Origin of the sequence: Nocardia sp. NPDC046763 (assembly GCF_040645495.1) — a bacterium.
Taxonomy (GTDB): domain Bacteria; phylum Actinomycetota; class Actinomycetes; order Mycobacteriales; family Mycobacteriaceae; genus Nocardia.
In genome coordinates this window covers 414,924-441,191 of record NZ_JBEYYI010000004.1, presented here as the reverse complement: position 1 = coordinate 441,191, position 26,268 = coordinate 414,924, and the positions used below count along the sequence as shown (strand labels likewise).

Here is a 26,268-nt window from a genome sequence, read left to right as displayed (position 1 = left end):
CGGCTAATCGGTATTGAACCGGAAGCCTACGCCGCGGACGGTCACGATACGCCGCTCGGCCACCGGCCCCTCGTCTCCGATCTTGCGGCGCAGCCACGACATGTGCATGTCCAGGGTCTTGGAGCCGCGCAGATCGGCGTCACCCCACACCTCGCGCAGGATCATCTCGCGCGAGACCACCTGACCGGCGCGATCGATGAGCACCTTCAGCAGCTCGTACTCCTTGTTCGCCAGGTTCACCTCGATGCCGTTCACCAGCACCCGCCGCGCGGCCGGCTCCAGCCGGATGCCACCCACCTCCACGGCCTCGTCCCCGATTCCGCTGCGGCGCAACAGCGCCCGCACCCGGGCCAGCAGCTCGGCCAGCCGGAACGGCTTGCCCACATAGTCGTCCGCGCCGGCGTCCAGGCCGACCACGAAGTCCACCTCGTCGGTGCGCGCGGTGAGCATGAGCACGGCCAGCTCGGCGCCGCGCGCCCGCACCTGACGGCACACCTCCAGCCCGTCCATGCCGGGCAGGCCGAGGTCCAGGATCAGCAGATCGTGACCACCCTCGAGGGCCCGCTCGAGCACGGCGGGACCATAGCTCTCCACGGTCACCGAATAGCCTTCACGGCCCAGCGCCCGCGACAGCGGGGCGGCAATGGCCTCGTCGTCTTCGGCCAGCAGTACAGCGGTCACGGCACCAGACTACGGGTACGCCCCGGTCGATCCGTAGAAGCCGCCACCGTTCGGATTGTTCTGCACCACATCGAAGACCTGGTGGTAGAGCAGCGCGTGCACCCGCTGCACATGCGGAATGTCGTCGTACTCCAGCGGATCCTCCGACGACGAGCCGATGATCAGCGTGCCGGTGCCCAGCATGCGATCGAACAACCCATGGCGGAACTGCACATTCGAGATCCGGTTCATCGGAATGTCGATGCCGGTGTGGGTGAGCACGCCCTGCCGGATCAGCACCCGCCGATCGGTCACGATGAAATGCGTCGACTTCCACCGGATCAGCGGAGCGACGCTGCGCCACAGCACGATCCCCAGCCACAGCGCCAGAATGCCGAGCAGTAAACCGGTCTGGAGAGTGCCGCCGGCATTGCGCGCCGCCACCCCCGCGGCAAATCCAGCCAATGCGGTGATCAGGATGAAAGTCACAGCGGGCCAGAACAACATCTTCCAATGCGGATGGCGGTGTAGCAGCAGCACCTCTTCGGGCGCCAATGCCTCCTCCGGATAACCCATGCCGAAACCCTATCGCGGCCAGATGTCGGAATGCCGCACGGCGACCTGGGGCCGGGGCACAATCGTGCGGTCACAGCAATTTCGCCACCATGGGCGGCGAGGACCGGGAACCCTCGCAGTCGCGGCTGACCGAGGTCGCCAAAGGTCGCGATGAGCACCAATCTGCTCACCGAGGACAACCTGCCCTCCCACCACCGCGAGATCGCCGAGAACTTCCCCCAGGACGGTGCCTGGGGCACCTGGGTGGGCTGCTGGACCGCCCAGGAGAACCGGCACGGCATCGTCGGGACTACCTGGTGGTCGCCCCTAGCGTGGATCCGGTGGCGCTGGAACAGGCCCGCATGATCCACATGACCGGGTCATGATGACCAAGCATGGCATCTACGACCTGCGCCGGTACCTGGAGGAAGTCGTCGGTGCAGTGCTGAGGAATTGGACTATCTTCGAGCGCAACGGCTTCGGGCCGGGCAGCGAGAAAGCGCGCGAGGAACTGGCCGCCAATATGGACAAACTTGGCCAGGACGTCGTCAAGTTCGAGAAACAGCGCCACCGCATGGTCGCCCGGGAAGCCGCCCGCGGCGAATTGCAAACGGTCTGACACCAGCGGTGCGTTGGGTGCGATTGAAATAAATTCGGTTCGCTAAGGTGTCCCCCAGTGTGACGAGAGGAAATCCGTTGGGGGATGGCTACCTGGGCCGATACCGCCTCGACGAACTGCTCGGCAGCGGCGGGTCGGCGGAAGTATGGCGTGCGCACGACACCGTGGCGGACCGCACCGTCGCGCTCAAAATGCTGGCACCCGTACTGACCGCCGATCCCGAATACCGGCAGCGCTTCGAGCGGGAGGCCCGGGCCGCCGCACTGCTGCACGGACCGCACGTGGTGCCCGTGCACAGCTACGGCGAGCTCGAGGGCCGGCTGTACATCGATTCGGAATTCGTGGACGGCCTCGATATCGAGGCCCTGCTCGAATGGGAGGGTCCGATGACCGCGGACGCGGCCGTCGACCTCATCTCCCAGGTCGCCTCCGCGCTCGACGACGCCCACGCCGCCGGGCTGATCCACCGGGACGTCAAACCCCAGAACATCATCGTCGGCCCCGACGACGTCGCCTACCTCATCGACTTCGGCACCGCCCTGCAGGACGGCCAGAGCGCCATCACCCAGACCGGCATGCTGATCGGCACCCCTGCTTACATGGCGCCGGAACGATTCGCGGGCGCCGCCTCACCGAGCTCCGACATCTACGCCCTGGGCTGCGTCCTCTACGAATGTCTCACCGGGCAGCGGCCCTTCCGGGTGCGTAATCCGGCGCAGCTCATGCGCGCCCACCTCGACCTCACGCCCAAGCCGCCGTCCACGATCGACACGAGCGTTCCGGCCGCCCTCGACGCCGTCGTCCTGCGTGCCCTGGCCAAGCAACCCTGCGAACGGTATTCCACCGCAGGCGAATTCGCGGCCGCCGCCAAGGCCGCCCTCACCGCGCCCGCCGTTCCAGCCGAGCCCGGCCTCGAAGCGCAGGTGACCGTGGCCGTCCCGAGCCCGGCCGGCACCGACGCGCCCACCACCGCCATCCCGCGCCCTGCGCCCGCCGTGGCAATCCCGGCCGGAATGGATGTTCGTACGGTCGCGCTGTCCGAGGAAACCGATCTGGGCCTGCCCGCTCGCCGCTGGCCCCGGCGGCGACTGCTCACCGCCACGGGCTTCGCCGTCGCCACCATCGCGATCGGCGCCGCTTTGTTCACGGGCCCGGCCACCGAACCACAGCCCGACCGACGCGCCCGGACCACGGCCGTCCCGACCACGAAAGTTACTGTCCAGGCGGCGATTCCACCGTCCACCGAGCCGACGACCGAGCCTCCCGAGGATCCCGCAGCCGAATCCGTCACCCCGACGCCGGACGACACGCTGGCCCCCGCCGTACCGCCGACCATCGACGACCCGGCCGGCCCGCGGCTACCCGGACTCGAAATCCCCGGTCCCAATTTCCCCGGCCCGATCTTCACCCTTCCCGGCTTCCCCGGGCCCGCAGGCGGCAACCGGTCCAATAGCGGCAACCACCACGGCGGCCGCCCCTATGGACAGAACAGCCAATAGTCCTCGCGCCGAACCTGTTCGAGAACTGGCGCGAATCAGGTTGCGGGAAACGCGTTTCCGTCAGTACTCGGCGCGCAGGTGGGTGACATCGCCAGCGGAGACGGCGCTATCACCGATCAGCAGCCTGCCGTATTCGTCTATGCCCGTGGCAATTCCGGTGAGAACCTCCCCGCCGGGCAGCTCCGCGCGCACCTGCGCGCCGAGGGTGGCACACCGGTCGCGATAGGCCGCGGACAGCTCGGTGATATCCCAGCCGGACGCCTCCCAGGCGGTGAAGCGGCGGGCGAACTCCCGCAGCATCGCCTGCACCAGCACCGTGCGATCGAGCTCGGGAACCCCGGCCAGCAGCAGTGACGTGGCGTGCGGGACAGGCAGTTCGGCCTCGGTGAGGGACACGTTCAGCCCGACCCCGACCACCACCGCCGGCTCCGCACCCGAGGCGGCGATCTCGGCCAGGATCCCGGCCAGCTTGCGGCCGTCCACCAGCACGTCATTGGGCCACTTGAGCACGGCCTTCACCCCCGCCACGGCGCGCACCGCATCCACCACGGCCACGCCGGTGAGCAGCGGCAGCCAGCCCAGCACTGCGGGATCGATCCCGCGCACCCGCACCAGCAGCGACATGGCGATCTGCGCCCGCGCGGGGCTCAGCCACCGCCGGTCGTGGCGGCCGCGGCCGTGCTCCTGCGACTCGGCGATCAGTACCAGCCGATCGGCACTCGAATCCGCGGCCCGCGCAACCAGATCCGCATTGGTCGATCCGGTCGACTCGACCACCTCGACGGCCGAGAAGAAACCCAGTTCGGGCACCTCGGCAACACTCCGGCTGAGCACGTCAACATCCAGCGGCGACCTGTCCATGCCCCGCACGCTACTCCCCCACCCGCATCCACACGGCAACGAGAAGGGGCGGGTCCGGATCGGACCCGCCCCTGTCCCCCGGCGCGCTACCGCGCCGAGGCCACGGCCTGCAACATGCCCGCAAGGGCATCGAACATGCCCGTGAGCACATGCTCGGAAATGTCCTCGCGCGCAACCTCGGTCGCGTCGGACTCGACGCCGGCGGCCAGGAGTACCGGGGTACCCGCGCCCGCCACCGGGATACCCGGGACCGGCATCGCCCGGCCCGCGCACGCCATCTCCGCGTACTCGGGAGCGGCGGCGTCCCCCGTCGTTTCACCGCCACCCCCGGTGCGGCCGTCGCCGGCGAGCGGGGCGTTGCGTCCGCCGCCGCTCGCGCGGTCGTCGTCCGAGGTTTCACTGAATTCCGGATCGGTCACTGTCGGCTCCGGGTCACGGATCCGCCACGCGGTGAACGATGCCGCCGCTGCCCGATCTGCTTGGTGTCCACTCCAGCTCCACATAACCGCCTCCCCAGGTCGTCGGTTTCGGATGCGACTCCAGAGTGACCCACGACCGGGGCCGGGCACGACCGATTTTTTCGGGCGCGGACGACATTACGGCTGGTGAAGGCAAACTTTCACGGCACAGATCGGTGTCCGGACCGGACCGCGCGACGGGTCCGGCGGTCCGGATTCAGGCGTCGACCGGCTCCAGGCCGAGGGCGCCGGCGGTGAATCGGCGTACGGTCACCAGGCCGTCCGCCAGCGCGGAGTCGTATCCCGCACGGGCCCAACCGGTCACGGTGGCGGTCCCGTCGGCATTGGGCCGCACACCGATCTCGGCGACCATCTCCGCGGTGGTGGGGATGCACACGGCCCACGAGAAGTGGGTCTCGTCGGCCCATTCGGCGCTGCGCCGGGCCACATAGTCGGCCTCGGTGATGCCGGCGTCGGCCAGGGCCGGCCGGTCGTCGATGCGCTCGTCCGCGCGCAGGGCGCGCAGATACCAACTGCCCGCATTGATCTCGATGGGCTCCATCAGTCCTCCGATCCTCGATCCAGTCGCCGCTGCCGCCGGCGATCCCGACGGTCCCGCCGCTGCCCCGGATTGCCGCCGCCGTACAGCACCGCGCCCGCCAACGGGATCAACAGGAACATCCACCACTGGTGGGTCACGAAGAACAGGATCAGCGCGATGATCGGGACGACCGGCATGACCCGATCGCGCCAGTGCGCACCGAACCGCGACTCCCGTTGCGCCGGAACGCTCTTCTCCGCCACCGGCTCCGGCAGATCGGTGAACACCCGCTCGAGATCACCGCGCGTCAGGGCGGCGGCCACGACCCCGCTGCGCTCGTCGAACTCCGCCACGCTGAGCCGCCCAGCCGCGAAATGATCGGACAGCCGCTTCATCGCGTCCTCACGCTCGGCGGTGCCAATACGGATCTCGGGTGGTTCAGCCATGCCATGACATTAGCGCGAGTGGCCGCCCACCTGCAGGTGAGCGGCCACTCGGCGAATTGTGTTGCGCTACTTGATCTCGGTCAGGACGAAGCCCTGGGTGATGGCGGCGCCCGCCTCCACCGAGAGACCCGTGATGACACCGGCCTTGTGGGCGGTGACCGGGTTCTCCATCTTCATGGCCTCGAGCACGACCACCAGGTCGCCCGCCTCGACGGACTGGCCTTCTTCGACGGCGACCTTGACGACGGTGCCCTGCATCGGGGCGGTCACGGCGTCACCGGAGGCGGCACCGGCGCCGGCGCCACCGCGCTTGCGCGGCTTCGGCTTCTTGCGCACCGCACCCACGCCATTGCCGGAAGCGGCCGCGCCGACCGAGAACTGACCCGGCAGCGACACCTCGAGGCGACGGCCGCCGACCTCGACGACCACCTTCTGGCGGGGCGCCTCGTCCTCGTCATCGATGGGCTGGGCGCCGGCGTAGGGCTCGATATGGTTGTCCCACTCGTTCTCGATCCACTTGGTGTAGACGTCGAACTTGGTGCCGTCACCGACGAACGCCGGGTTCTCGACAATGTGGCGGTGGAACGGGATGACCGTGGCCAGGCCCTCGATCTGGTACTCGTCGAGCGCGCGAGCGGCACGCTGCAGCGCCTGCTCGCGGTTCTCGCCGGTGACGATCAGCTTGGCGAGCATGGAGTCGAACTGACCGCCGATGACCGAGCCCTCGACCACACCGGAATCGACACGGACACCGGGGCCCGCGGGCTCCTTGTACACGACGACCGGGCCGGGGGCGGGCAGGAAGCCGCGACCGGCGTCCTCACCGTTGATGCGGAACTCGAAGGAGTGGCCGCGCGGAGCCGGGTCTTCCTTGATCGACAGCTCGTGGCCCTCGGCGATGCGGAACTGCTGGCGCACCAGGTCGATTCCCGCGGTCTCCTCGGTGACCGGGTGCTCGACCTGCAGGCGGGTGTTCACCTCGAGGAACGAGACGGTCTCGCCCTGCACCAGGTACTCCACGGTGCCGGCGCCGTAGTAACCGGCCTCCTTGCAGATCCGCTTGGCGGACTCGTGGATCTTGGAGCGCACCTCGTCGGACAGGAACGGCGCGGGGGCCTCCTCGACGAGCTTCTGGAAGCGACGCTGCAGCGAGCAGTCACGGGTGCCGGCGACCACGACATTGCCGTGCTTGTCGGCGATGACCTGCGCCTCGACGTGACGGGCCTTGTCCAGGTACTGCTCCACGAAGCATTCGCCGCGACCGAAGGCGGCGATGGCCTCACGGGTCGCGGACTCGAACAGCTCGGGGATCTCCTCGATGGTGTGCGCGACCTTCATGCCGCGACCGCCACCACCGAAGGCAGCCTTGATGGCCACCGGGACGCCGAACTCCTTGGCGAACGCCACGACCTCGTCGGCGTTCTTGACCGGGTCCTTGGTGCCCGCGGCCATCGGCGCGTTGGCGCGCTCGGCGATGTGGCGGGCGGTGACCTTGTCACCCAGGTCGCGGATCGACTGCGGCGAGGGGCCGATCCAGATCAGCCCGGCGTCGATCACGGCCTGCGCGAAATCGGCGTTCTCGGAGAGGAAGCCGTAACCGGGGTGGATCGCGTCCGCGCCGGCCTTGGTGGCGGCGTCGAGGATCTTGTCGAACACCAGGTACGACTCGGCCGAGGTCTGGCCGCCCAGGGCGAACGCCTCGTCGGCGAGCTTGACGAACGGCGCATCGGCGTCCGGTTCGGCGTATACGGCCACACTGGCGATACCGGCGTCCTTGGCGGCCCGGATCACGCGCACGGCGATCTCGCCTCGGTTGGCTACGAGGACCTTTGTGATCTGCGCGTCGGCATGGTTGGGCACTGAGCCTCCTGTGCTCTGGATACTTTCGTCTGTCGGCAGTGTAGGCATCGTGCCAACAATCACCGAACCGAGGATAGGGCTACCGAAGAGTAGGCCCGAAGAGTGAGCAATGCGACTCTCCGAACGGCCTTTTTTAGAACCTGTTCTACCAGACTCTACCGAGACTTACTCCTGTGCATACCCGGGGAGGGGCCTGGGCGTTACGAGCTTGCCACGACCGAGGGCGCCTCGCCGGGTTCTTCGCCGATCACAATCGGCGCGCCGACCGCATTGGCCCACTCGGTCCAGGAGCCGTCGTAGTTGCGCGCACCGTGCACACCCAGCAGATACGTCAGCACGAACCAGGTCAGGGCGGACCGTTCGCCGACCCGCGAGTAGACCAGCGGCGCAACGCCGGTGACCACCGCGCCGTAGATGACATCGAGTTCGGCCCGCGGCCGGAAGCGGGCGTCCGCGCCGACCGAGGAGGTCCACGGAATATTGACCGCGGTGGGGATATGGCCCGCGCGCAGCGCCTGCTCCTCGGGGCGATCGAGAACGACCAGCTCACCGGTGTACTCGTGGAAGGCACGCGCATCGATGAGCGGACCGCCGAAGTGCGCGAGCATGTCCTGACGGAACGCGCGGGCGGACTTGTCGTCGCGATCGGCCACCGGATAGTCCCCCAGCCCGGCCGCGGGCACCTCGAAGGTGGTGTCACGGGCCTCGGAGATCCAGGCGTCGCGGCCGCCGTCCAGCAGGCGCACGTCCTCATGTCCGAAGAGGGAGAACACCCACAGGGTGGCGGCCGCGGTGCCATTGGATTTGTCGCCGTAGATGACCACGGTGTCGTCGCGTTCGATCCCCTTGACCCGCATGAGGTTCGCGAAGGCCACGCCGTCGACGACATCGCGGGTACGGGGATCGATCAGCTCGGTGCGCCAGTCGATCTTGATGGCGCCGGGGACATGCCCGACGTCGTATAGCAATATGTCCTCGTTGGACTCGATGATCCTGAGTCCCGGCGTGCCGATGTTTGCCGACAGCCACTCTGTGGTTACTAGTCGGTGAGGATGTGCGTAGGAGCCGAACGAGTGATGCGGATCCGGAGCGACGGGCACGTTGTGGTCCTTCACGCGTGGTGGGTTAGGTATTGGCGGTTCGAATCTCGACACCGATCGTAGGCATGTGGCGGTTACGTAACTCGTTTCAGATTACGAATCGGATGATTGAGCGAATTAAGCGCAGCTTCATCCGATAAAGTCTCTCAAGAGGAGGGGTGAGCTATGTCCGATTCTTGGCCGCGACGGCGACTGCTTGCGATCCTACGTGGCGCCAGCGAGCCTCTCGACGCCCAGGAACTGGCGCGCGTCACCGGACAACATGTGACTACAGTGCGTTTTCATTTGGACGTCCTCACCCGGGAATCGCTGGTCCGCCAATTTCAGCAGCCGCCGCGCGGCCGCGGTCGCCCGCGCATCGGCTATACCGCTGTACAGCGATCGGTGGGTTATCAGGAATTGGCGCAGGTGCTGGCCGATCAGCTGGGCAGCGACCCGCGCCGCCGTTCCGAGGCCGCCATCGCGGCCGGGCGCGCCTGGGGCTCGAAACTGGAAACGGCGGACCAGCCCGTCGAATCACTCGAGGACGCCAAGGACCTCACCGTCACCCTGATGTCGGAGCTCGGCTTCGCCCCCGAACGCGACCACGCCAGCGAGACCGAAGAGTCGGCCCTGATCCGCATGACCGCCTGCCCGCTACGCGAACTGGCCCGTACCCACTCCGAGGTGGTGTGCGGCGTGCATCTGGGACTCATGCGAGAAGCACTGGACCGCAACGGCGGTCGCGAGAGCGTGACCGTGCGCCTACACCCGTTCGTGGAACCCGAACTATGCGTCGCCCGTCTGGAACTACTCCAGGGGCGCGCCGGCGAGGCCGGGCAGGAGGGTCGGGCCGAGTCCGGCGAGCCTCGACTAGCGCCATCGACCAGCCGTATCGCACCGCAATTGCGGACCGCCACCGAACCGCAGCTACACGCGGCCACCGACCCACAGCTGCGCAATACCGACGCCTACTTCGGCCAGTAGCCGGCGCACGAGCGGCAGGCCGATACCGATCACACTCGACGGATCACCATCGATCCTGTCCACGAACCAGCCGCCCAGGCCGTCCAGGGTGAAGGATCCGGCCACCTGCAGCGGCTCCCCCGTCGCGATGTACGCGTCGAGTTCATCCGGTTCGGGCTTGGCGAAATGCACCGTGGTGGAACAACAGTCGGCGGCCTCGGCGGTGACCTCACCGGCACACAGGCGCAGTACGCAATGCCCGGTGAGCAGATCGGCGCTCCGCCCGGCCATCTCGGCCCAGCGCGCGCGGGCGACCTCGGGGGTCAGGGGTTTGCCCTGGAGTACGCCGTCCACGAGCAGCATCGAATCGCAGCCCACCACAACGGAATCGGCGAAGGCGGGATCGGCCGCCAGCTGACCGGCGATCTCACGCGCCTTGGCGCGGGCCAGTTCGATGACGACACGATCGGGCGCGGTATCCGCGGGCAGCGCCGCGGCCATCGCGTCCTCGTCCACATGGGACACCCGGACGACCGGCTCGACGCCCGCATTGCGCAGGACGCCGAGCCGGGCCGGAGATTGAGACGCTAGTACGAAGACGGTCACAGGCCGTCAGTCGCGCAGATGCGACAGCGCCGGAAAAGCGTAGGGAGAGAAGGGCGAAGAGCCGCGGTGCAACAGGGTCGGCACGCCCCAGTTGTCGGCCGGGCCGGTGTCGGCCGGTGCGGCCGCGGCGCTCGCGGACGCGGCGGCGAATACGGCGAGCAGGGCGGCGAGCTCGAGGTCGGTCGGGTTGCCCTTCAGGACCCGGATGACCGGGTCGGTGCTCGACGGTGCGACCTCGGTGACGGCCGTGTCGACGGCGTCCGCCAGTTCATCGACGGTTGCTAGATCCAGTTCGGCGGCGCGCAGTACTTCTTCATCGGCCATGGTCGTCACAGCGCCAGTCCTCCTGTCCGTTCGCCGCAGGGTGTGCGGCGCGTTCGGCGGCCCGTGATTGTCGGGGCCGCAAACGATATTCGATACAACCCTCGACGGCGAGGGCCATTCATGAACATCTTCGCTCGGATGAGGCGATCGTGCGCGGTACGAGCCCTTTGCCCTATTCGACAGTGTGCGCCCCACACCGCGCATATCGCATTATCAGAGCGGAATGTTGCCGTGCTTCTTCGGCGGCAGGGACACCATCTTGCGTTCCAGCAGCCGCAGCGCCGACACGATCTGGCCGCGGGTGTGCGACGGCGGGATGACCGCGTCGACGTAGCCGCGCTCGGCCGCCACATACGGGTTCACCAGAGTGTCCTCGTACTCGTTCTGCAGCTCCAGGCGCAGCGCGTCGACGTCGTTGCCCTCGGCGGCCGCGGTCTGCAGCTGCTTGCGGTAGACGAAACCGACGGCGCCCGAGGCGCCCATGACGGCGATCTGCGCGGTCGGCCACGCCAGGTTCACGTCGGCGCCCATGTGCTTGGAACCCATGACGTCGTATGCGCCGCCGTAGGCCTTGCGGGTGATGATTGTGATCTTGCCCACAGTGGCCTCACCGTAGGCGTAGAGCAGCTTGGCACCGCGCCGGATGATGCCGTTGTACTCCTGGCCGGTGCCGGGCAGGAAGCCGGGCACGTCGACCAGGGTGATGATCGGGACGTTGAAGGCGTCGCAGGTGCGCACGAAGCGCGCGGCCTTCTCCGAGGCGTCGATGTCGAGGCAGCCCGCGAACTGGGAGGGCTGGTTGGCGACGAAACCGACACTGCGGCCGTCGATCCGGGCGAAGCCGACGATCACGTTCATCGCGCGCTCGGCCTGGACCTCGAGGAACTCCTCGTCGTCCACCAGGCGCTTGATGACCTCGTGCATGTCGTAGGGCTGGTTCGGCGAGTCCGGGACGATGGTGTCCAGCTCGAGGTCGGCCTCGGTGAGGTTCTCCTCGATGGCGCCCGCGGCGGCGGTGGCCGGGAAGCGCGGGGCCTCGGCGCGGTTGTTACTGGGCAGGTAGCCCAGCAGATCGCGGACGTAGTCCAGGGCGTCCTGCTCGCCGGAGGCGACGTAGTGCGCCACACCGGACTTCACCATGTGGGTGTGGGCGCCGCCCAGCTCCTCCATGGTGACCTCTTCACCGGTGACGGTCTTGATGACGTCGGGACCGGTGACGAACATCTGCGAGGTCTGGTCGACCATGACCACGAAGTCGGTCAGCGCGGGCGAGTAGACGTGACCGCCGGCGGCCGGGCCCATGATCAGCGAGATCTGCGGGATGACACCCGAGGCCTGGATGTTGCGGTGGAAGATCTCCCCGTAGAGGCCCAGGGAGACAACGCCTTCCTGAATGCGCGCGCCGGCGCCCTCGTTGATGCCGATCAGCGGGCGGCCGGTCTTGAGCGCCAGGTCCATGACCTTGACGATCTTCTCGCCGTAGACCTCACCGAGGGAACCACCGAAGACGGTGACGTCCTGGGAGAAGATGCAGACGTCGCGGCCGTCGATGGTGCCGTAGCCGGTGACCACGCCGTCGCCCAGCGGACGCTGGTTCTCCAGGCCGAAGTTCACGCTGCGGTGGCGGGCCAGGGCATCGAGTTCGACGAACGAGCCTTCGTCCAGCAGGGCGAGGATGCGCTCGCGCGCGGTCATCTTGCCCTTGGCGTGAACCTTGTCGACCGCGGCCTCACCCATCGGGTGCTTGGCCTCTTCCAGCCGATTGCGCAGGTCAGCCAGCTTGCCGGCGGTGGTGTGGATATCAGGGGCGCCCGCCGACCCCGGCGAAGGCTGCTGCTGGACACTCGTCATGACGGGGAGTGTAACCAGTACCAGACCCCCCTCGTAATCCAGACAGGGCTACTCGCGAGTACGGTTATTGACTACTCGCCAGTAGAAAGCCGCAGGTAGAGAGCTCGATTGGGGCGCGGCACCGGCGGGACTCGAACGCTGTTCAATAGCAAATTCCCCCAGTCATCCCGGCCCGGTTTTGGCCGGGTCCACACACCGCGGGCCGACAGGATTCCGGCCCGCGCGCGCCTCGGAAAGCCGAGGGGCTCAACGCATGACGCCGGTGTGACCGGTCGAGTATCTGCCCGGCTGGGGCCAGATGGTGAGACCGTGTGCGCCGCGGCCGACGTGGATGCGCGCGAGCAGTTTCCACTCGACGATGTCGATGGCGTAGACCTCGCTGTTGTTGCGGCCGGAGACCCAGAAGACGCGGCCGTCGGCGGAGAGATTTCCCATATCCGGACTGCCGCCGCCGGGGATCCGCCACTTGCTCGCCAGCTGTCCGGTCGCGAAGTCCAGGACCGAGATGCTGCCCTCCTTGCGGTTGGTGATGAGCATCTGTTTGGAGTCGCGGGTGACGTAGAGACCGTGGGCGCCCGCGCCGGTTTCGATGAAGCCGGTGTTGTCGAAGGTCTTGGCGTCGAAGACGTAGATGCCGTCGGCCATCATGTCGGCCACGTAGAAGGTGCGGCCGTCGGGTGCGAGCTTGACGTCCTGCGGCATGCCGGCGCGGCCGCCGGGCAGGTCGATCATGCGCAGCAGGCGCAGGCCCGCGATGTCGACCACGGCCAGGCGCCCGCTGAATTCGCAGCTGACCAGGGCGGTGCGGCCGTCGGCGGTGAAGTCCAGGTGGTTGACGCCCGCGCAGTCGGGGACCGCGATGTCGTGCAGCTTCGCCCAGCTGTGCGGGTCGTAGAAGTCCAGGGAGCGGTCGGCCTCGGCGACGACGAGGGCGTACTTGCCGTCCGGGGTGAAGTACATGTTGTACGGATCGCGGACCGGGATCGGGTCGCCCGCCTTGCCGGTGCGGGGGTCGATGGGCAGCAGGCTGCCGCTGCCGATCGGGAGATCGTTGTTGGCGTAGAGCATCTGCAGGTCGTAGGCGGGAACGACGTGCTGGGGTTCGCGGCCACCGGCCGGAAAGGTGTCGATGACCTGGAAGCTGTCCGGATCGATGACGGTGATGGTGTCGGATTCGCTGTTGGGGACGTAGACGCGGGTGGGCTGGTCGGCCACGGCGGGACTGAGTTCGCGGGTGGCCGCGTAGACGTCGGTGGGCGAGAGCGGCGGCGGCATGCCGGGTAACAGGTCCGGCGCCGCCGCCGTACCGGGCGGGATGGCCGGGGGTGCGGAAGGGCGCGGCGCGGTGCCAGACCAACCGCTCGAGCAACCAGACAGCATTACGACGGAGATGATCAGACCCAGACGTGCACGGCGCGCGATCACAGGGTGCACCGTGCCAGGATGGCATTGCGGTGAGCTGACATATCGTCGAATGGTAGGCGGCGACATGGGGGTTCGCGGCGCAATCACGGGGTGTCGCACCGCGCCACGCTGTTCGGACAAAAGCGACTATTCAGCAAACGCGGGCAACTCGGACCCAACCGGTCGGGTTGCGGCTCAACCCAATACGCGATCGAGCGCGTCCACGGCCTCGTCCAGCTCCGCCTCGGTTACCGTCAGCGGCGGCCGGAAACGAATACCGCGCTCGCCGGTACCCAGGATCAGGACGTGCTCCTGCTCCCGCAGCCGGTCCACCACCTCGTTGCGCAGTTCCGGAGTCGCCAGGGTGATGGCGCACATCAGGCCCCGGCCGCGTGGATCGGTGACTTCCGCATGGGCGGTGGGCAATTCGGTCAGCCGGGCGAGCAGGTACGGGCCCAGCTCCCGGGAACGGCCCACCAGATCCTCGTGCTCCATCACCTCGAAAACCCGCCGGGCCCGGACCATGTCGACCAGATTGCCGCCCCAGGTGGAGTTCAGACGCGAGCTGACGTGGAAGACATTGTCGGGCACCTCGTCCACCCGGCCGCCCGCCATGATGCCGCAGACCTGGGTCTTCTTGCCGAAGGCCACGACATCCGGTTCGAGGCCGAGCTGCTGATAGGCCCACATGCTGCCGGTCATGCCGACGCCGGTCTGCACCTCGTCGAGAATGAACAGCGCGTCGTGCTCGTGGCACAGCTGCTGCATCGCACGCAGGAACTCCGGGCGCAGATGCCGGTCGCCGCCCTCCCCCTGAATCGGCTCGGCAATGAAACACGCTATGTCGTACGGGTTTTCAGCGAAGGCGCGACGCGCCTGGTCGAGCGCGTGCCGTTCGGCGGCCTCGATGTCGGGATGATCGGGTCCGACATACGGGGTGTCGATGCGGGGCCAGTCGAACTTGGGGAAACGCGCGGTCTTGACCGGATCGGTGTTGGTCAGCGAGAGCGTGTAACCGGTGCGGCCGTGGAACGCCCCGGTCAGGTGCAGCACCTTGGTGCCGAGTTCGCCTGGGCGCCCGTGCATTTCGTTGTGCCGGGACTTCCAGTCGAAGGCGGTCTTGAGGGCGTTCTCGACGGCGAGGCCGCCGCCGTCGATGAAGAACAGGTGCGGCAGCCGCGGATCACCGAGCACGCGCACGAAAGTGTCCACGAAGCGCGCCATTTCGACGGTGTAGACGTCGGAGTTGCTGGGCTTGTTGAGCGCGGCCGCGCTGAGGCCGGCCAGAAAGGGCTTGTCATCCAGCAGGGCCGGGTGGTTCATGCCCAGCGTCGAGGACGCGAAGAAGCCGAACATGTCCAGGTACGCGGTGCCGTCGCGGGCGTCCACGAGCCGGCGGCCGCGGGACTTGCGCAGGTCCAGTACCAGGTCGAAGCCGTCGGCGAGAATGCTCCCGGCGAGAATCTCATGCACCCGGGCGGGGGTGACAAGGGTGGTTTCGGCGGCCGCCCCGAGCCGATCGAGTTCGAGGGTCACACCATCAAGCGTAAATGAACTTTTACGGCAATGCCTGTAAGTTCCGGAATAATTACGCTCGTGACCGGCCAGAAACCTGAATGTCTGCGGCCGCCACGACCCTTACTTGTCATAGAATGTCTGCAAAATGATGGTGCTTCTCGTCCGGACGTTGGCCGTCGCTCGGATCTCCTGCAGCAGCTGCTCCAAGTGCCTGGGCGAGGCCACCCGCACCATCAGCATGTAGCTCTCATCGCCGGCGACCGAGTGACACGCTTCGATACCCGGAATGTGCTGAAGCAGTGCGGGTGCGTCATCAGGTTGAGACGGGTCGAGAGGAGTGATCGCGACGAAAGCCGACAACATCTGGCCCAGCGCCTCGGGGTCGACATTCGCCGTGTAGCCGCGAATCACGCCCCGCGCCTCGAGCCGCCGCACCCGCGACTGCACCGCGGACACCGAAAGGTTGGCCTTCTCTGCCAGATTGGACAGAGTGGCGCGACCATCGGCAATCAGCTCACGGATCAGCAGTCGATCGATGTCGTCGAGTACAAGTTTCGCCGGTGTATCCGCCATCAGCGAAGGCTAACGCAGCGAACCGAACTCGGTGCCGGAACCCAACCTGGAGCATGTAATGAGTCACGCACTGTCAGACGGGGTGACCCGTGAGCTCCGTGAGCAGACGGAGAAGTTGCTGCAACGCCTCGGCGTCGAAACGCCCGAACCGGGTGAACTCTCGGCCCGGACCCCGATCACCGGCGACGAGCTGATCACCCTGCGCGCGAGCGATTCCGCCGCGGTCGACGCCGCCATCGCCCGCGCCGAGACCGCCTTCCGGAGCTGGCGCACGGTACCGGCGCCGCAGCGGGCCGCGGTGGTGCGGCGGCTGGCGGCGCTGCTCACCGCACACCGGGACGAGCTGGGCGAACTGGTCACCGTGGAGGCGGGCAAGATCGGCGCGGAGGCGCGCGGCGAGGTCCAGGAGATGATCGACATCTGCGAGTTCGCTATCGGGCTGTCGCGGCAGCTGTACGGGCGGACCATGCCGTCGGAGCGGCCCGGGCACCGGCTCATGGAGACATGGCATCCGCTGGGGGTGGTGGGGGTCATCTCGGCGTTCAACTTCCCGGTCGCGGTGTGGGCCTGGAATACCGCGGTCGCGCTGGTGTGCGGGGACACCGTGGTGTGGAAGCCGTCGGAGGCGACGCCGCTGACCGCGCTGGCCTGTCACACCCTGCTGCGCCGGGCGGCGCGGGAGGTGGGCGCGGATCCCGAAGTGCACCAGCTGATCCAGGGCCCGGCGGCGATCGGCGAGCAGCTCGTGGACGATCCGCGGGTGGCGCTGGTGAGTGCGACGGGATCGGTGCGGATGGGGCAGCAGGTAGCGCCGCGGGTGGCGGCGCGGTTCGGTCGCTGCCTGCTGGAGCTGGGCGGCAACAACGCGGCGATCGTCACACCCTCGGCGGATCTCGACCTGGCCACGCGAGGAATCGTTTTCGCGGCGGCGGGCACCGCGGGCCAGCGGTGCACGACGCTGCGGCGGCTGATCGTGCACGTGGATGTGGCCGGGCCGCTGCTGGATCGGATTTCGGCGGCGTATCGCCAACTGCGCGTGGGTAACCCGCTCGAGGAGGGCGTTCTCGTCGGGCCGCTCATTACCGAGCGGTCCTACGACGCAATGCGGGCGGCGCTGGAGCGCGCGCTGGCCGACGGCGGTGAATTGATCTGCGGTGGTGAGCGTATCGAGGGGCCGGGCGAGAACGCCTGCTACGTCCGGCCGGCCCTGGTGCGCATGCCCGCGCAGACCGAGGTGGTCCGGGAGGAGACCTTCGCGCCGATCCTGTACGTGCTCACCTACCATCGCCTGGATACCGCCATCGAGCTGCACAACGGTGTGCCGCAGGGACTTTCGTCGTCGATCTTCACCCGGGACCAGCGCGAGGCGGAACGGTTCCTGGCCGCCGACGGGTCGGACTGCGGTATCGCCAATGTCAATATCGGCACCTCGGGGGCCGAGATCGGCGGCGCGTTCGGCGGCGAGAAGCAGACGGGCGGTGGCCGGGAGTCCGGGTCGGACTCCTGGAAGGCGTACATGCGCCGGGCCACCAACACCGTCAACTACTCTGCCGAATTGCCGCTGGCGCAAGGCATTCGGTTCGAATGACCATCGACTACTCGTCGGTGGCGATGGCGCGCACCTGTTCCTCGTATCGGGCGCGCACCCGCTCGTCGGCCGGGTGTAGCGCCCGGTCGCCGTTGAAGAGCCTGCGCACCAGGCGGACCGCGGGCTCGGGCGCGGCGGCCAGCGCGACGTCGATGGGGCCCAGGTAGTTCGGGACGGCGACCTCGGCGCGACGGGTGCGCACGGTGCCGAGCACGGCCTCGGCCACGTCCTCCGGGTCGACGGTCGGCATGCCGCCGCCCAGCGCCAGGCCCGAGGACAGGCGGGTGCGCACGGCGGAAGGCATGACGCAGCTGACGCTGACGCCGTGCGGCGCGAACTCCAGACGCGTGGCGGCCGACAGGCCCACGGCCGCGAACTTGCTGGCGTTGTAGACGGCCAGGCCCGGAATCGGGATCTTGCCGGCCAGCGAGGCGACGTTCACCACGTGGCCGCGGCCGCGCTCGATCATGCCGGGGACGACGGCGCGCATGCCGTGGATGAGGCCCCAGACATTGACGTCCATGGTGGTGTGGCCCACCGCGTCCGGTTCGTCGAGGAAGGCGCCCGCAGGCATCACGCCCGCATTGTTGACCAGGATGTCGACCGGACCGAAGTCGGCGACGACCTTGTCCCACCGGGTCCGGTCGCGCACGTCGAGCTCGAACGCCGCGGCGTCCAGGGCGGCCGCGGCCGCCTGCGCGGCGGCGGCGTCCACATCGGCGATGGCGACCTGCGCGCCCTTGCTCGCGAAGAGCTCGGCGGTGCACTGGCCGATGCCACGGCCCGCGCCGGTGATCAGGACCCGGGCGCCGGTCAATTCGATGGCGGGATAGCCGTTTCCGAAGATGCTCATCTGAACTCTCCCTGCTCGACCTGGCGGCGGGTGCTGCCCAGGCTGTGTTCGAAGGTGTCGAGACGGCGGCGGCCGTCCATGAAGTTGGGCCCCATGACCGCGAGATCCCCGGCCGTGGCGTCGATGCGCAGCACCCGTACCCCACTGGCGCGCAGCAGGGCGATCTCGGCATCGAGCTTCTCGCTCATACGGTTTCGCAGCTGGCGCTCCAGGAGGTGGCCGGGGCCCGTGACCGGCAGGCGGCCGGTCGAGGCCATGGGGGCGATCACCACGACCTCGTCGAGGCCGGCCGGGACGAGCAGGTCGGCGGACGCGGTGGAGGCCGCGCCGCCGTCGATGAACCGGCGACCCGCGATCGGGACGGCCGGGAACCAGCCGGGCACCGCCCACGAAGCACGCAGGGCCGCACTGAGATTCGCGGCCGGTGCGGACGGGGAGCCGAAGGCCACCCGCTCGCCGGAGCCACTGTCCATGGCCACCAGCCAGGTCGCCGGGTGCTGGACCCAGTCCCGGCCGGGGTTCAGGTGCTCGGCCAGTCGCTGGAGCCAGGCGGGGTCGCCGCTTCCCTGCGGCAGCAACCCACTGCCCGCGGTGAGCAGAGCGTGACCGTTTCCGGGACGGGCCAGCAGTTCCCGGACCGCACGGCCGGGCGCGCCCAGGCGCGGGCGCGGCAGCGGCGGGAATCGCCCTGGCTCCGAACGCATATGGGCGGACAGGATCGGGTTCGTCGAGGTCCCGCGCTGCATGGCGACCAGGTCGTCGACCCCGACGCCGCTGCCCAGCATGGTCAGCGCCTCCGCGCCCGCTGAGGTGCCGATCATGACGTCGGCGGTGCGCGGGTCCCAGTCGAGCACCTCCTGCACCGCGACCAGCGCGGCGACGATCCACGCCATGCCGACCGTGCCGCCGCACCCGATGGCCAGGCCACGTCGCTGTGACCCGTTCCTGTTACTCATGGTTTCGCAGACTAGCAGTTTTCACATACCGTCGGTATCCCAAATCCTGGAGTACATAGAATCGTGGCCATGGCACGACTGACCAGGACCGAGAGCCAGGCGCGCACCCGCGCGGACCTGCTCGCCACCGCGCGCGAGATGTTCCTGACGGACGGGTATGCCAAGACCAGCCTGGAACGGGTCGCCGAGGAGGCCGGGTACTCCAAGGGCGCGGTCTACTCGAACTTCCGGACCAAATCCGCGCTCTGCCTCGAGGTGCTGGCGCTCATTCACGAGACCAAGTTCACCGAGCTGAGCGACCTGCTCGCCGGCGAGGACGACCTGGAGGCGCGGATGGAACGCTTCCAGGGCTGGGCCGAGCGCACGCTCGGCGATGTCGGCTGGACCCTGCTGGAATTCGAGTTCGCAATCGTGGCCCGCGACGACCCGGATCTGCAGGCCGCGCTGGTCTCCAGCCTGAGCATGATGCGCGGCGCGGTCGCGGTTCAGCTGCAGGCGCTGGCCGACTCCATGTACCTGACTCTGCCCATGTCGGCCGAGGACGCCGCGACCACGCTGCTGAGTCTCGGCCTGGGCCTTGGCATTCAACGCGCCGTGGACCCCGGGATCTCGGCCCGCCTGATCACCGACGCCGTGCGGGCCATGCTGGCCGCCGCACAGCGCATCCCGCAGAGCTAGTCGGTCACGAGCGGAAGTGGAGCGTCCATTCGCCCCGATAGTGCAGCCGGATGACGCTGACGGGCGGAACATCGATGCGCCAGAAGGACTTTGCCGGGGCTTCGAGGGTGACCAGCAGCGCGGCGCGAATAACCGCGGGGTGTGTGACGGCGATGGTGGGTTCGCCGTCGAGGGCGATATCGGCGAGCCATTCGCCGGTGCGCTCGATGACGTCGACCACCGCCTCGCCGCCGTGACCGCGGTAGCCCGGGTCGGTGAGCCAGAGATAGAGGTCTTCCTTGGGCACGGACATGAGTTCGCCGCCGCGCCAGGCCCCGGCGTCGAGATCGCGTAGCCGATCGTCCTCGTCGCCCGCGAGTCCCATGAGGGTGGCGGTTTCGATGGTGCGGCGCTCGGGGGCGGTGATCACCCGGGTGGCGTTCAGGCGGCCGCAGGCGGACACCGCGCGGCGGCCCGCTTCCGTCAGAGGTTCGTCGACCGGGAATCGTGCTCTGCGCATCGCCTCGGTCATACCGTGACTGACCAGGTCGAGTTGGAGCACCTTCTGCACGGTCCGAAGCCTACGCGTGGCATCGGAGGGCGTATCACGATTGCTCGCCCCTCGCTCCCGCGGCGGCCAGGGGCGCCCCGACCTCGACCGGAATCGGACACGGTGGCCGGGTCTGTCGGTGCGCGGGTGCAGACTGGGGCAATGCATCGGTTCTCACCCGCTACCAGAGAGTGGTTCGACGGTGCGTTCGCCGCACCGACGGCCGCGCAACTGGGGGCGTGGGAATCGATCGCGGCGGGGCAGCACACGCTGGTCATCGCGCCCACCGGGTCGGGCAAGACGCTGTCGGCGTTCCTGTGGGCCATCGACCGGCTGGCCACCCGGGAACCAGGCGTGGGGCCGCGCAAGACGTCGGTGCTCTATATCTCTCCGCTCAAGGCGCTGGCCGTGGATGTGGAGCGGAATCTGCGGGCGCCGCTGGTCGGGATCACGCAGACGGCCAAGCGTTTGGGTGTGGCAGCACCGGAGATTCGCGTGGGGGTGCGCTCCGGTGACACCAGCGCCGCGGATCGGCGCACCATGCAGCGCACGCCGCCGGACATTCTGATCACCACGCCGGAATCGCTGTTCCTCATGCTGACCTCGGCGGCGCGGGAAACGCTGAGCGGGGTGCACACGGTGATCGTGGACGAGGTGCACGCCATCGCGGGCTCGAAACGCGGTGCGCACCTGACGCTTTCACTGGCACGACTGGACCTGCTCACCGAATCGCCCGCCCAGCGGATCGGGCTGTCGGCGACGGTGCGGCCGCCGGAGGAGGTGGCGCGGTTCCTGGTCGGGAGCGCGCCCATCACCGTTGTCGCGCCGCCCGCGCCCAAGACCTTCGACCTGTCGGTGCGAGTGCCGGTGCCCGACATGACCGAACCCGATGCGGGCGCGGAGGATTCGGATCAGCCAGGCTCGATCTGGCCGCACGTGGACGAGGCCATCGTGGACCTGGTGCTCGAGCACCGGTCGTCGATCGTGTTCGCGAATTCGCGGCGGCTGTCGGAGCGGCTCACGGCGCGCCTGAACGAGGCGTACGCGGCGCGCATCGGCGAGGCGGTGGACACCGAGCACGCGCCGCCCGCGCAGCTGGGCGCCTCGACGGAGGTCATCCACGGCGCGTCGGCGCTTTTGGCGCGCGCCCATCACGGGTCGGTGAGCAAGGAACAGCGGGCGCTCATCGAAGACGACCTCAAGAGTGGGCGGCTGCGCTGTGTGGTCGCCACCAGCAGCCTCGAACTCGGCATCGACATGGGTGCGGTCGAGTTGGTGGTGCAGGTAGAGGCGCCGCCGTCGGTGGCCTCCGGGTTGCAACGGGTGGGCCGGGCCGGACACCAGGTGGGTGAGATCTCGCGGGGTGTGATCTTCCCCAAGCACCGCACCGATGTCATCCACTGCGCGGTGGCGTCCCTGCGCATGACGGCCGGGCAGATCGAACAACTCCAGGTCCCCGCCCACCCGCTCGACATCCTCGCCCAGCAGACCGTGGCGGCCTGCGCCCTGGAGCCGATCGACGCCGACGCCTGGTTCGATACCGTCCGCGGCACGGGAAGCTATGCGGCACTGCCCCGTTCGGCCTACGAGTCGGTCCTGGACCTGTTGGCCGGACGCTACCCCTCCGACGAGTTCGCCGAACTACGGCCGCGCATCGTCTGGGACCGCGACGCGGGCACCCTCACCGGCCGCCCCGGCGCGCAACGGCTGGCGGTGACCTCGGGCGGGGCGATCCCGGACCGCGGCCTGTTCCCGGTCTTCATGGTCGGTGAAAAGGCTTCCCGCGTCGGCGAACTCGACGAGGAGATGGTCTACGAGTCGCGGGTGGGCGATGTCTTCGCCCTGGGTGCGACGAGCTGGCGGATCGAGGAGATCACCTTCGATCGAGTGCTGGTGACACCCGCCTTCGGGCTCCCCGGCCGGCTTCCCTTCTGGCACGGCGATTCACTGGGCCGCCCGGCCGAATTGGGTGCGGCGCTGGGCGAATTCGTGCGCCTCGCCGGGCAGGCCGTCGAACAGCACCACGCGTCCGGCCGAGCCACGGCCGAGCCCCCGGCGGCCGGACGGCAGGCGACCGGGAAATCCAAGGGGCGGGCTCCCGCCGAATTGGCACAGGCCCTGGCCGAATTCGCCGCGGGTCACGATCCCGAAGCCACCGCGGCGGACTCCCCGAAAGCCGCTGCTTCGAAAGCACGTGCCTCGAAAGCCGCCGGGCGCAAGTCCACGCCGGAATCCGAACTCGAGCGGGTCTCCCGGGCGGCGGGCCTGGACGAGAACGCGACCGGGAATCTGGTGGCGCTACTCGCCGAGCAGCGGGAGGCGACCGGCCAGCTGCCGACCGACAAGACACTGGTGGTGGAGCGGTTCCGGGACGAGCTGGGCGACTGGCGGGTGGTGTTGCATTCGCCGTACGGGCTGCCTGTGCACGCGCCGTGGGCGCTGGCGGTCGCGGCCCGGCTGCGGGAGCGGTTCGGGGTGGATGCCGCGCCCACCCCGTCGGACGACGGGATCGTGGTGCGTCTGCCGGACACCACCGATGATCCGCCGGGGGCCGAGCTGTTCGTGTTCGAGACCGACGAGATCGACGATCTGGTGACCGAACAGGTCGGCGGCTCCGCGCTTTTCGCGTCGCGGTTCCGAGAGTGCGCCGCGCGGGCGCTGCTGCTGCCGCGGCGGGATCCGGGCAAACGCGCGCCGCTGTGGCAGCAGCGGCAGCGGGCGGCGCAGCTGCTGGACGTGGCGCGCAAGTTCCCCGAGTTCCCGATCCTGCTGGAGACCGTGCGGGAGTGCCTCCAGGACGTCTACGACCTGCCCTCGCTGCGGGACCTGCTGGGCCGGGTGGCACGGCGGCAGATCCGGCTGGTCGAGGTGGAGACGGCCGCGCCGTCGCCGTTCGCGAATTCCCTGCTGTTCGACTACATCGGGCAGTTCATGTACGAGGGCGACAGCCCGCTGGCCGAGCGGCGGGCGGCGGCGCTGTCGCTGGATTCCAGCCTGCTGGCGGAGCTGCTGGGCCGGGTCGAGCTGCGGGAGCTGCTGGATGCCGGGGTGCTGGAGCAGACCGAGCGGGAATTGCAGCGGCTCACGCCCGAGCGGCAGGCGCGGGATCTGGAAGGGCTGGCCGATCTGCTGCGGCTGCTGGGCCCGCTGACGGCCGCGGAGGCGGCCGAACGGTGCGTGGCCGAGCCCCGGGAGTGGTTCGCAGAGCTGGTGAAATCGCGCCGGGCGCTGGAGGTTTCCTTCGCGGGGTCGCAGTGGTGGGTGGCCATCGAGGACGCCTCGCGGCTGCGGGACGCCCTCGGCGTGCCGCTGCCCATCGGGGTCCCGGCGGCCTTCATCGAGCCGGTCGCCGATCCGCTGGGAGATCTGATCGGCCGCTACGCGCGCACGCACGGACCGTTCACCCTGACGCAGGCGGCGCATCGTTTCGGGCTGGGTCCGGCCGTGGCGGCCACCGCGCTGCACCGCCTCGGGCTCGAGAAGCGGGTGGTGGAGGGCGAATTCACGCCCGGCGCGGCGGGCGCGGAGTGGTGTGACAGCGAGGTGCTGCGCCGCCTGCGCCGGCGCTCGCTGGCCGCCGCCCGCAAGGAGGTGGAACCGGTGGCGACCGCCGCGCTGGGCCGCTTCCTGCCGTCCTGGCAGCATGTCGGTTCCGGGGAGCTACGCGGCGTGGACGGTGTCGCTGCGGTAGTGGAACAGCTTGCGGGCGTGCCGATTCCGGCCTCGGCGTGGGAATCGCTGATTCTGCCGCAGCGGGTGCGCGACTACTCCCCCGCCATGCTGGACGAGCTCATGGCCACCGGCGAGGTGATCTGGTCCGGGCACGGCTCGATCACCGCCAAGGACGGCTGGATCGCCCTGCACCCGGCCGAGCAGGCGGGACTGACGCTACCGCCGCCCGATGACATCGATCTCACCGAGCGGCACATCGGGCTGCTGACGACCCTGGGGGCCACCGTGATCGGCGGCACCGTCGATGCGGCCGCGCGGGTCGCGGGGGCGGAGGGCGAGGAGCCGGTCGGCACCACACTGCCGAAGGGCGAATACCAGGTGGTCGCGGGCAGCACCGGGGGCGCGTACTTCTTCCGGCAGTTGGTGGACAGTGCCGGTTCCGACGACGAGGCCACCGTGACGGCCGCACTGTGGGATCTGGTGTGGGCCGGGCACATCGGCGGCGACACCTTCGCGCCCGTGCGCGCCCTGCTGACCGGCACCACCCGCACCACCACCGCGCACCGGACGCCGCGCCGGGCACCGCGCGGGCGAATGTACCTGCCGCGCACCGGAATGCCCGCCCGCACCGCCTCGCCACAGGTGTCGGGCCGCTGGTCGCTGCTGCCGGAACGAGTGGCCGACACCACGATTCGCGCCCACGCCACCGCCGACGTGCTGCTGGAGCGGTACGGCGTGCTGACCCGCGGCTCGGTGCAGAGCGAAGGCGTGCCGGGCGGGTTCGCGCTCATGTACCGGGTACTCACCGAGTTCGAGGATCGCGGCCGCTGCCGCCGCGGATACTTCGTGGATTCGCTGGGCGGCGCACAGTTCTCGACCACCGACGTGGTGGACCGCCTGCGTTCCTTCGACACCGATCGCACTCGCGCGGCGGGCGACGGCTTCTCGGCCGAGCCGGTCGGCATCGCGGTCGCCTTGGCGGCCTGCGATCCGGCGAATCCGTACGGTGCGGCGCTGCCCTGGCCCAAGGCGGCGGCCGAGGGCGCGGGACACCGCCCCGGCCGCAAGGCGGGTGCGCTGGTGGTCCTGGTCGACGGCGAACTCGCGCTGTATCTGGAGCGCGGGGGTAAGACCCTGCTCACCTTCACCGAGGACCCGGCGGTGCGCACCGCGGCGGCCACCGCCCTGGCCGCCCTGGTCCACGACCGCCGGGTGGACTCGCTGGTCATCGACCGGGTGAACGGGGAATCGGTGCACGGCAACACCTTCGCCGGCTTCCTCGCCGAGGCCGGTTTCGCGACGACCCCGAAGGGCTTCCGACTACGGAGCCGCCCGTGAGCACGCATGCCTGAGGGCGACGCGGTCTTTCTCACCGCCAACCGGCTTCGAAAGGCCTTGGCGGGCAAGGTGCTGACCCGCAGCGACTTCCGGGTGCCCAGATACGCGACCCTCGACCTGACGGGCCGGGAGATCGAGAGTGTCGGGACCTACGGCAAGCATCTCTTCGTCCGCACCCCGGACCTGAGCATCCACACCCATCTCAGGATGGAAGGCGAGTGGCGGGTTTATGCGCCCGGACAGCGGTGGACCAGACCGGGATTCACCGCGCGCCTGGTCCTGGCCACCGCGGACGCCGAAGCCGTCGGCTTCTCCCTCGGCCTGGTCGAAGTCCTCCGCCGTCCCGACGAACACACCGCGATCGACCATCTCGGCCCCGATCTGCTCGGCCCGGACTGGGATCCCGCGGAGGCGGTCCGCCGCCTGTCCGGCGACCCCGGCCGTCCCATCGGCCTGGCCCTGCTCGATCAGACCAACCTCGCTGGAATCGGCAATATCTATCGCAGCGAAGTCTGTTTCCTCCGCCGCGTCCATCCCGCCACCCCGGTCGGCGAGATCGACGACCTGCCCGCGTTGGTCGACGAGGCCCACCGTGTCCTGGTCAAAGCGGCCCACGAACCACCTTGGCGCGCACAGGCATACGGCCGCCAGCGCCGCCCCTGCCCCCGCTGCGGCACGGCCCTGGTCGTCCACCTGCTCAGCGACGACGCGAACGCCACCCGCGCCGAACGCGGCGTCTACTTCTGCCCGCGCTGCCAGCCAACCCACCGCTGACCACGGTCGGCGGCAGGCCGTGGCCCGATATCTCACGCGACAGGCACAATTCGTCGATGT

At 69.0% G+C, this 26,268-nt stretch carries 23 protein-coding genes and 1 pseudogene; 7 read left to right on the top strand and 17 right to left on the bottom strand.

The genetic code is table 11. The features are described 5' to 3' along the window. Window positions 1-3 precede the first annotated feature (3 nt). Entirely contained in the window at window positions 4-681 is a 678-nt protein-coding gene (locus tag ABZ909_RS09395) for a response regulator transcription factor (RefSeq protein ID WP_354830111.1), read from the bottom strand. A gap of 9 nt (window positions 682-690) precedes the next feature. After that, entirely contained in the window at window positions 691-1,236 is a 546-nt protein-coding gene (locus ABZ909_RS09390) for a PH domain-containing protein (protein WP_356997285.1), read from the bottom strand. A 77-nt stretch (window positions 1,237-1,313) separates the two neighbouring features. On the opposite strand from ABZ909_RS09390, the pseudogene ABZ909_RS09385 reads away from it, so the two are divergent. Both ABZ909_RS09385 and ABZ909_RS09380 read left to right on the top strand, forming a co-directional pair. Further along, window positions 1,314-1,834, top strand: a pseudogene (locus tag ABZ909_RS09385) (acyl-ACP desaturase); the annotation flags it as partial. Window positions 1,835-1,893: 59 nt separating this feature from the next. After that, window positions 1,894-3,333 (top strand): protein kinase, encoded by a 1,440-nt coding sequence (locus ABZ909_RS09380; RefSeq protein ID WP_356997284.1) that lies wholly within the window; start codon window positions 1,894-1,896, stop codon window positions 3,331-3,333. Window positions 3,334-3,393: 60 nt separating this feature from the next. Here the strand turns inward: ABZ909_RS09380 and ABZ909_RS09375 are convergent, their stop codons facing one another. From ABZ909_RS09375 to ABZ909_RS09350, 6 genes are all read right to left on the bottom strand, one after another. Beyond that, complete coding sequence (locus ABZ909_RS09375; RefSeq protein ID WP_356997283.1) at window positions 3,394-4,194, bottom strand: biotin--[acetyl-CoA-carboxylase] ligase; 801 nt, start codon at window positions 4,192-4,194, stop codon at window positions 3,394-3,396. 86 nt (window positions 4,195-4,280) lie between these two features. Next, the gene (locus ABZ909_RS09370) at window positions 4,281-4,613 is read right to left on the bottom strand and encodes a hypothetical protein (protein ID WP_356997282.1); all 333 of its coding nucleotides are present in this window, start codon (window positions 4,611-4,613) and stop codon (window positions 4,281-4,283) included. A 256-nt stretch (window positions 4,614-4,869) separates the two neighbouring features. After that, on the bottom strand, window positions 4,870-5,214 hold the full coding sequence (locus tag ABZ909_RS09365; protein WP_356997281.1) for a hypothetical protein: 345 nt from the start codon (window positions 5,212-5,214) through the stop codon (window positions 4,870-4,872). After that, window positions 5,214-5,639, bottom strand: a complete 426-nt coding sequence (locus ABZ909_RS09360) for a DUF1707 domain-containing protein (RefSeq protein ID WP_356997280.1) — start codon at window positions 5,637-5,639, stop codon at window positions 5,214-5,216. Before ABZ909_RS09360 ends, ABZ909_RS09365 begins: the two co-directional genes overlap by 1 nt. Before the next feature lie 66 nt (window positions 5,640-5,705). Then, on the bottom strand, window positions 5,706-7,499 hold the full coding sequence (locus tag ABZ909_RS09355; RefSeq protein WP_356997278.1) for an acetyl/propionyl/methylcrotonyl-CoA carboxylase subunit alpha: 1,794 nt from the start codon (window positions 7,497-7,499) through the stop codon (window positions 5,706-5,708). A 200-nt stretch (window positions 7,500-7,699) separates the two neighbouring features. After that, window positions 7,700-8,599, bottom strand: coding sequence for a sulfurtransferase (locus ABZ909_RS09350; protein WP_356997277.1), 900 nt, complete (start codon window positions 8,597-8,599; stop codon window positions 7,700-7,702). Between the two features lie 273 nt (window positions 8,600-8,872). Here ABZ909_RS09350 and ABZ909_RS09345 point away from each other — a divergent pair, with 273 nt between their 5' ends. Further along, complete coding sequence (locus ABZ909_RS09345) at window positions 8,873-9,565, top strand: transcriptional regulator (RefSeq protein WP_356997275.1); 693 nt, start codon at window positions 8,873-8,875, stop codon at window positions 9,563-9,565. Here ABZ909_RS09345 and ABZ909_RS09340 read toward each other — a convergent pair. The 6 genes from ABZ909_RS09340 to ABZ909_RS09315 form a co-directional block, all read right to left on the bottom strand. Next, window positions 9,509-10,150, bottom strand: coding sequence for a Maf family protein (locus ABZ909_RS09340; protein WP_356997274.1), 642 nt, complete (start codon window positions 10,148-10,150; stop codon window positions 9,509-9,511). The genes ABZ909_RS09345 and ABZ909_RS09340 overlap by 57 nt on opposite strands. A 6-nt stretch (window positions 10,151-10,156) precedes the next feature. After that, a complete protein-coding gene (locus tag ABZ909_RS09335) occupies window positions 10,157-10,474 on the bottom strand; it encodes an acyl-CoA carboxylase epsilon subunit (RefSeq protein WP_356997327.1) in 318 nt (105 codons plus the stop codon). Window positions 10,475-10,687: 213 nt separating this feature from the next. After that, window positions 10,688-12,325 (bottom strand): acyl-CoA carboxylase subunit beta, encoded by a 1,638-nt coding sequence (locus ABZ909_RS09330; protein ID WP_356997272.1) that lies wholly within the window; start codon window positions 12,323-12,325, stop codon window positions 10,688-10,690. 246 nt (window positions 12,326-12,571) lie between these two features. Then, window positions 12,572-13,600, bottom strand: coding sequence for a YncE family protein (locus ABZ909_RS09325; RefSeq protein WP_356997270.1), 1,029 nt, complete (start codon window positions 13,598-13,600; stop codon window positions 12,572-12,574). Window positions 13,601-13,924: 324 nt separating this feature from the next. Beyond that, complete coding sequence (gene lat, locus ABZ909_RS09320) at window positions 13,925-15,265, bottom strand: L-lysine 6-transaminase (protein ID WP_356997268.1); 1,341 nt, start codon at window positions 15,263-15,265, stop codon at window positions 13,925-13,927. 102 nt (window positions 15,266-15,367) lie between these two features. After that, the gene (locus ABZ909_RS09315) at window positions 15,368-15,820 is read right to left on the bottom strand and encodes an Lrp/AsnC family transcriptional regulator (protein WP_040855781.1); all 453 of its coding nucleotides are present in this window, start codon (window positions 15,818-15,820) and stop codon (window positions 15,368-15,370) included. A gap of 82 nt (window positions 15,821-15,902) precedes the next feature. Here ABZ909_RS09315 and ABZ909_RS09310 point away from each other — a divergent pair, with 82 nt between their 5' ends. Next, window positions 15,903-17,408, top strand: a complete 1,506-nt coding sequence (locus ABZ909_RS09310) for an aldehyde dehydrogenase family protein (protein WP_356997266.1) — start codon at window positions 15,903-15,905, stop codon at window positions 17,406-17,408. A gap of 7 nt (window positions 17,409-17,415) precedes the next feature. Here the strand turns inward: ABZ909_RS09310 and ABZ909_RS09305 are convergent, their stop codons facing one another. Together ABZ909_RS09305 and ABZ909_RS09300 are read right to left on the bottom strand one after the other, a co-directional pair. Next, on the bottom strand, window positions 17,416-18,261 hold the full coding sequence (locus ABZ909_RS09305) for an SDR family oxidoreductase (RefSeq protein WP_356997264.1): 846 nt from the start codon (window positions 18,259-18,261) through the stop codon (window positions 17,416-17,418). Beyond that, the gene (locus tag ABZ909_RS09300; RefSeq protein ID WP_356997262.1) at window positions 18,258-19,217 is read right to left on the bottom strand and encodes a patatin-like phospholipase family protein; all 960 of its coding nucleotides are present in this window, start codon (window positions 19,215-19,217) and stop codon (window positions 18,258-18,260) included. The genes ABZ909_RS09305 and ABZ909_RS09300 overlap by 4 nt, the downstream gene beginning before the upstream one ends. A gap of 69 nt (window positions 19,218-19,286) precedes the next feature. On the opposite strand from ABZ909_RS09300, the gene ABZ909_RS09295 reads away from it, so the two are divergent. Beyond that, window positions 19,287-19,895, top strand: a complete 609-nt coding sequence (locus ABZ909_RS09295) for a TetR/AcrR family transcriptional regulator (RefSeq protein WP_356997260.1) — start codon at window positions 19,287-19,289, stop codon at window positions 19,893-19,895. A gap of 4 nt (window positions 19,896-19,899) precedes the next feature. Here ABZ909_RS09295 and ABZ909_RS09290 read toward each other — a convergent pair whose 3' ends face one another. Then, window positions 19,900-20,445 carry a histidine phosphatase family protein gene (locus ABZ909_RS09290; protein WP_356997258.1) on the bottom strand — a complete coding sequence of 182 codons (546 nt, stop codon included), beginning with the start codon at window positions 20,443-20,445 and terminating at the stop codon, window positions 19,900-19,902. 141 nt (window positions 20,446-20,586) lie between these two features. Here ABZ909_RS09290 and ABZ909_RS09285 point away from each other — a divergent pair, with 141 nt between their 5' ends. Continuing rightward, complete coding sequence (locus tag ABZ909_RS09285) at window positions 20,587-25,434, top strand: ATP-dependent helicase (protein ID WP_356997257.1); 4,848 nt, start codon at window positions 20,587-20,589, stop codon at window positions 25,432-25,434. 6 nt (window positions 25,435-25,440) lie between these two features. After that, window positions 25,441-26,208, top strand: coding sequence for a DNA-formamidopyrimidine glycosylase family protein (locus ABZ909_RS09280; RefSeq protein ID WP_356997256.1), 768 nt, complete (start codon window positions 25,441-25,443; stop codon window positions 26,206-26,208). Window positions 26,209-26,268 lie beyond the last annotated feature (60 nt).

Bases quoted from the DNA above. Each gene is read 5' to 3' on its own strand.
- ABZ909_RS09390 (WP_356997285.1), bottom strand. From the start codon at position 1,236: ATGGGTTATCCGGAGGAGGCATTGGCGCCCGAAGAGGTGCTGCTGCTA.
- ABZ909_RS09375 (WP_356997283.1), bottom strand. From the start codon at position 4,194: ATGGACAGGTCGCCGCTGGATGTTGACGTGCTCAGCCGGAGTGTTGCC.
- ABZ909_RS09365 (WP_356997281.1), bottom strand. From the start codon at position 5,214: ATGGAGCCCATCGAGATCAATGCGGGCAGTTGGTATCTGCGCGCCCTG.
- ABZ909_RS09360 (WP_356997280.1), bottom strand. From the start codon at position 5,639: ATGGCTGAACCACCCGAGATCCGTATTGGCACCGCCGAGCGTGAGGAC.
- ABZ909_RS09335 (WP_356997327.1), bottom strand. From the start codon at position 10,474: ATGGCCGATGAAGAAGTACTGCGCGCCGCCGAACTGGATCTAGCAACC.
- ABZ909_RS09330 (WP_356997272.1), bottom strand. From the start codon at position 12,325: ATGACGAGTGTCCAGCAGCAGCCTTCGCCGGGGTCGGCGGGCGCCCCT.
- ABZ909_RS09325 (WP_356997270.1), bottom strand. From the start codon at position 13,600: ATGCCGCCGCCGCTCTCGCCCACCGACGTCTACGCGGCCACCCGCGAA.
- ABZ909_RS09315 (WP_040855781.1), bottom strand. From the start codon at position 15,820: ATGGCGGATACACCGGCGAAACTTGTACTCGACGACATCGATCGACTG.
- ABZ909_RS09305 (WP_356997264.1), bottom strand. From the start codon at position 18,261: ATGAGCATCTTCGGAAACGGCTATCCCGCCATCGAATTGACCGGCGCC.
- ABZ909_RS09300 (WP_356997262.1), bottom strand. From the start codon at position 19,217: ATGAGTAACAGGAACGGGTCACAGCGACGTGGCCTGGCCATCGGGTGC.
- ABZ909_RS09295 (WP_356997260.1), top strand. From the start codon at position 19,287: ATGGCACGACTGACCAGGACCGAGAGCCAGGCGCGCACCCGCGCGGAC.
- ABZ909_RS09285 (WP_356997257.1), top strand. From the start codon at position 20,587: ATGCATCGGTTCTCACCCGCTACCAGAGAGTGGTTCGACGGTGCGTTC.
- ABZ909_RS09280 (WP_356997256.1), top strand. From the start codon at position 25,441: ATGCCTGAGGGCGACGCGGTCTTTCTCACCGCCAACCGGCTTCGAAAG.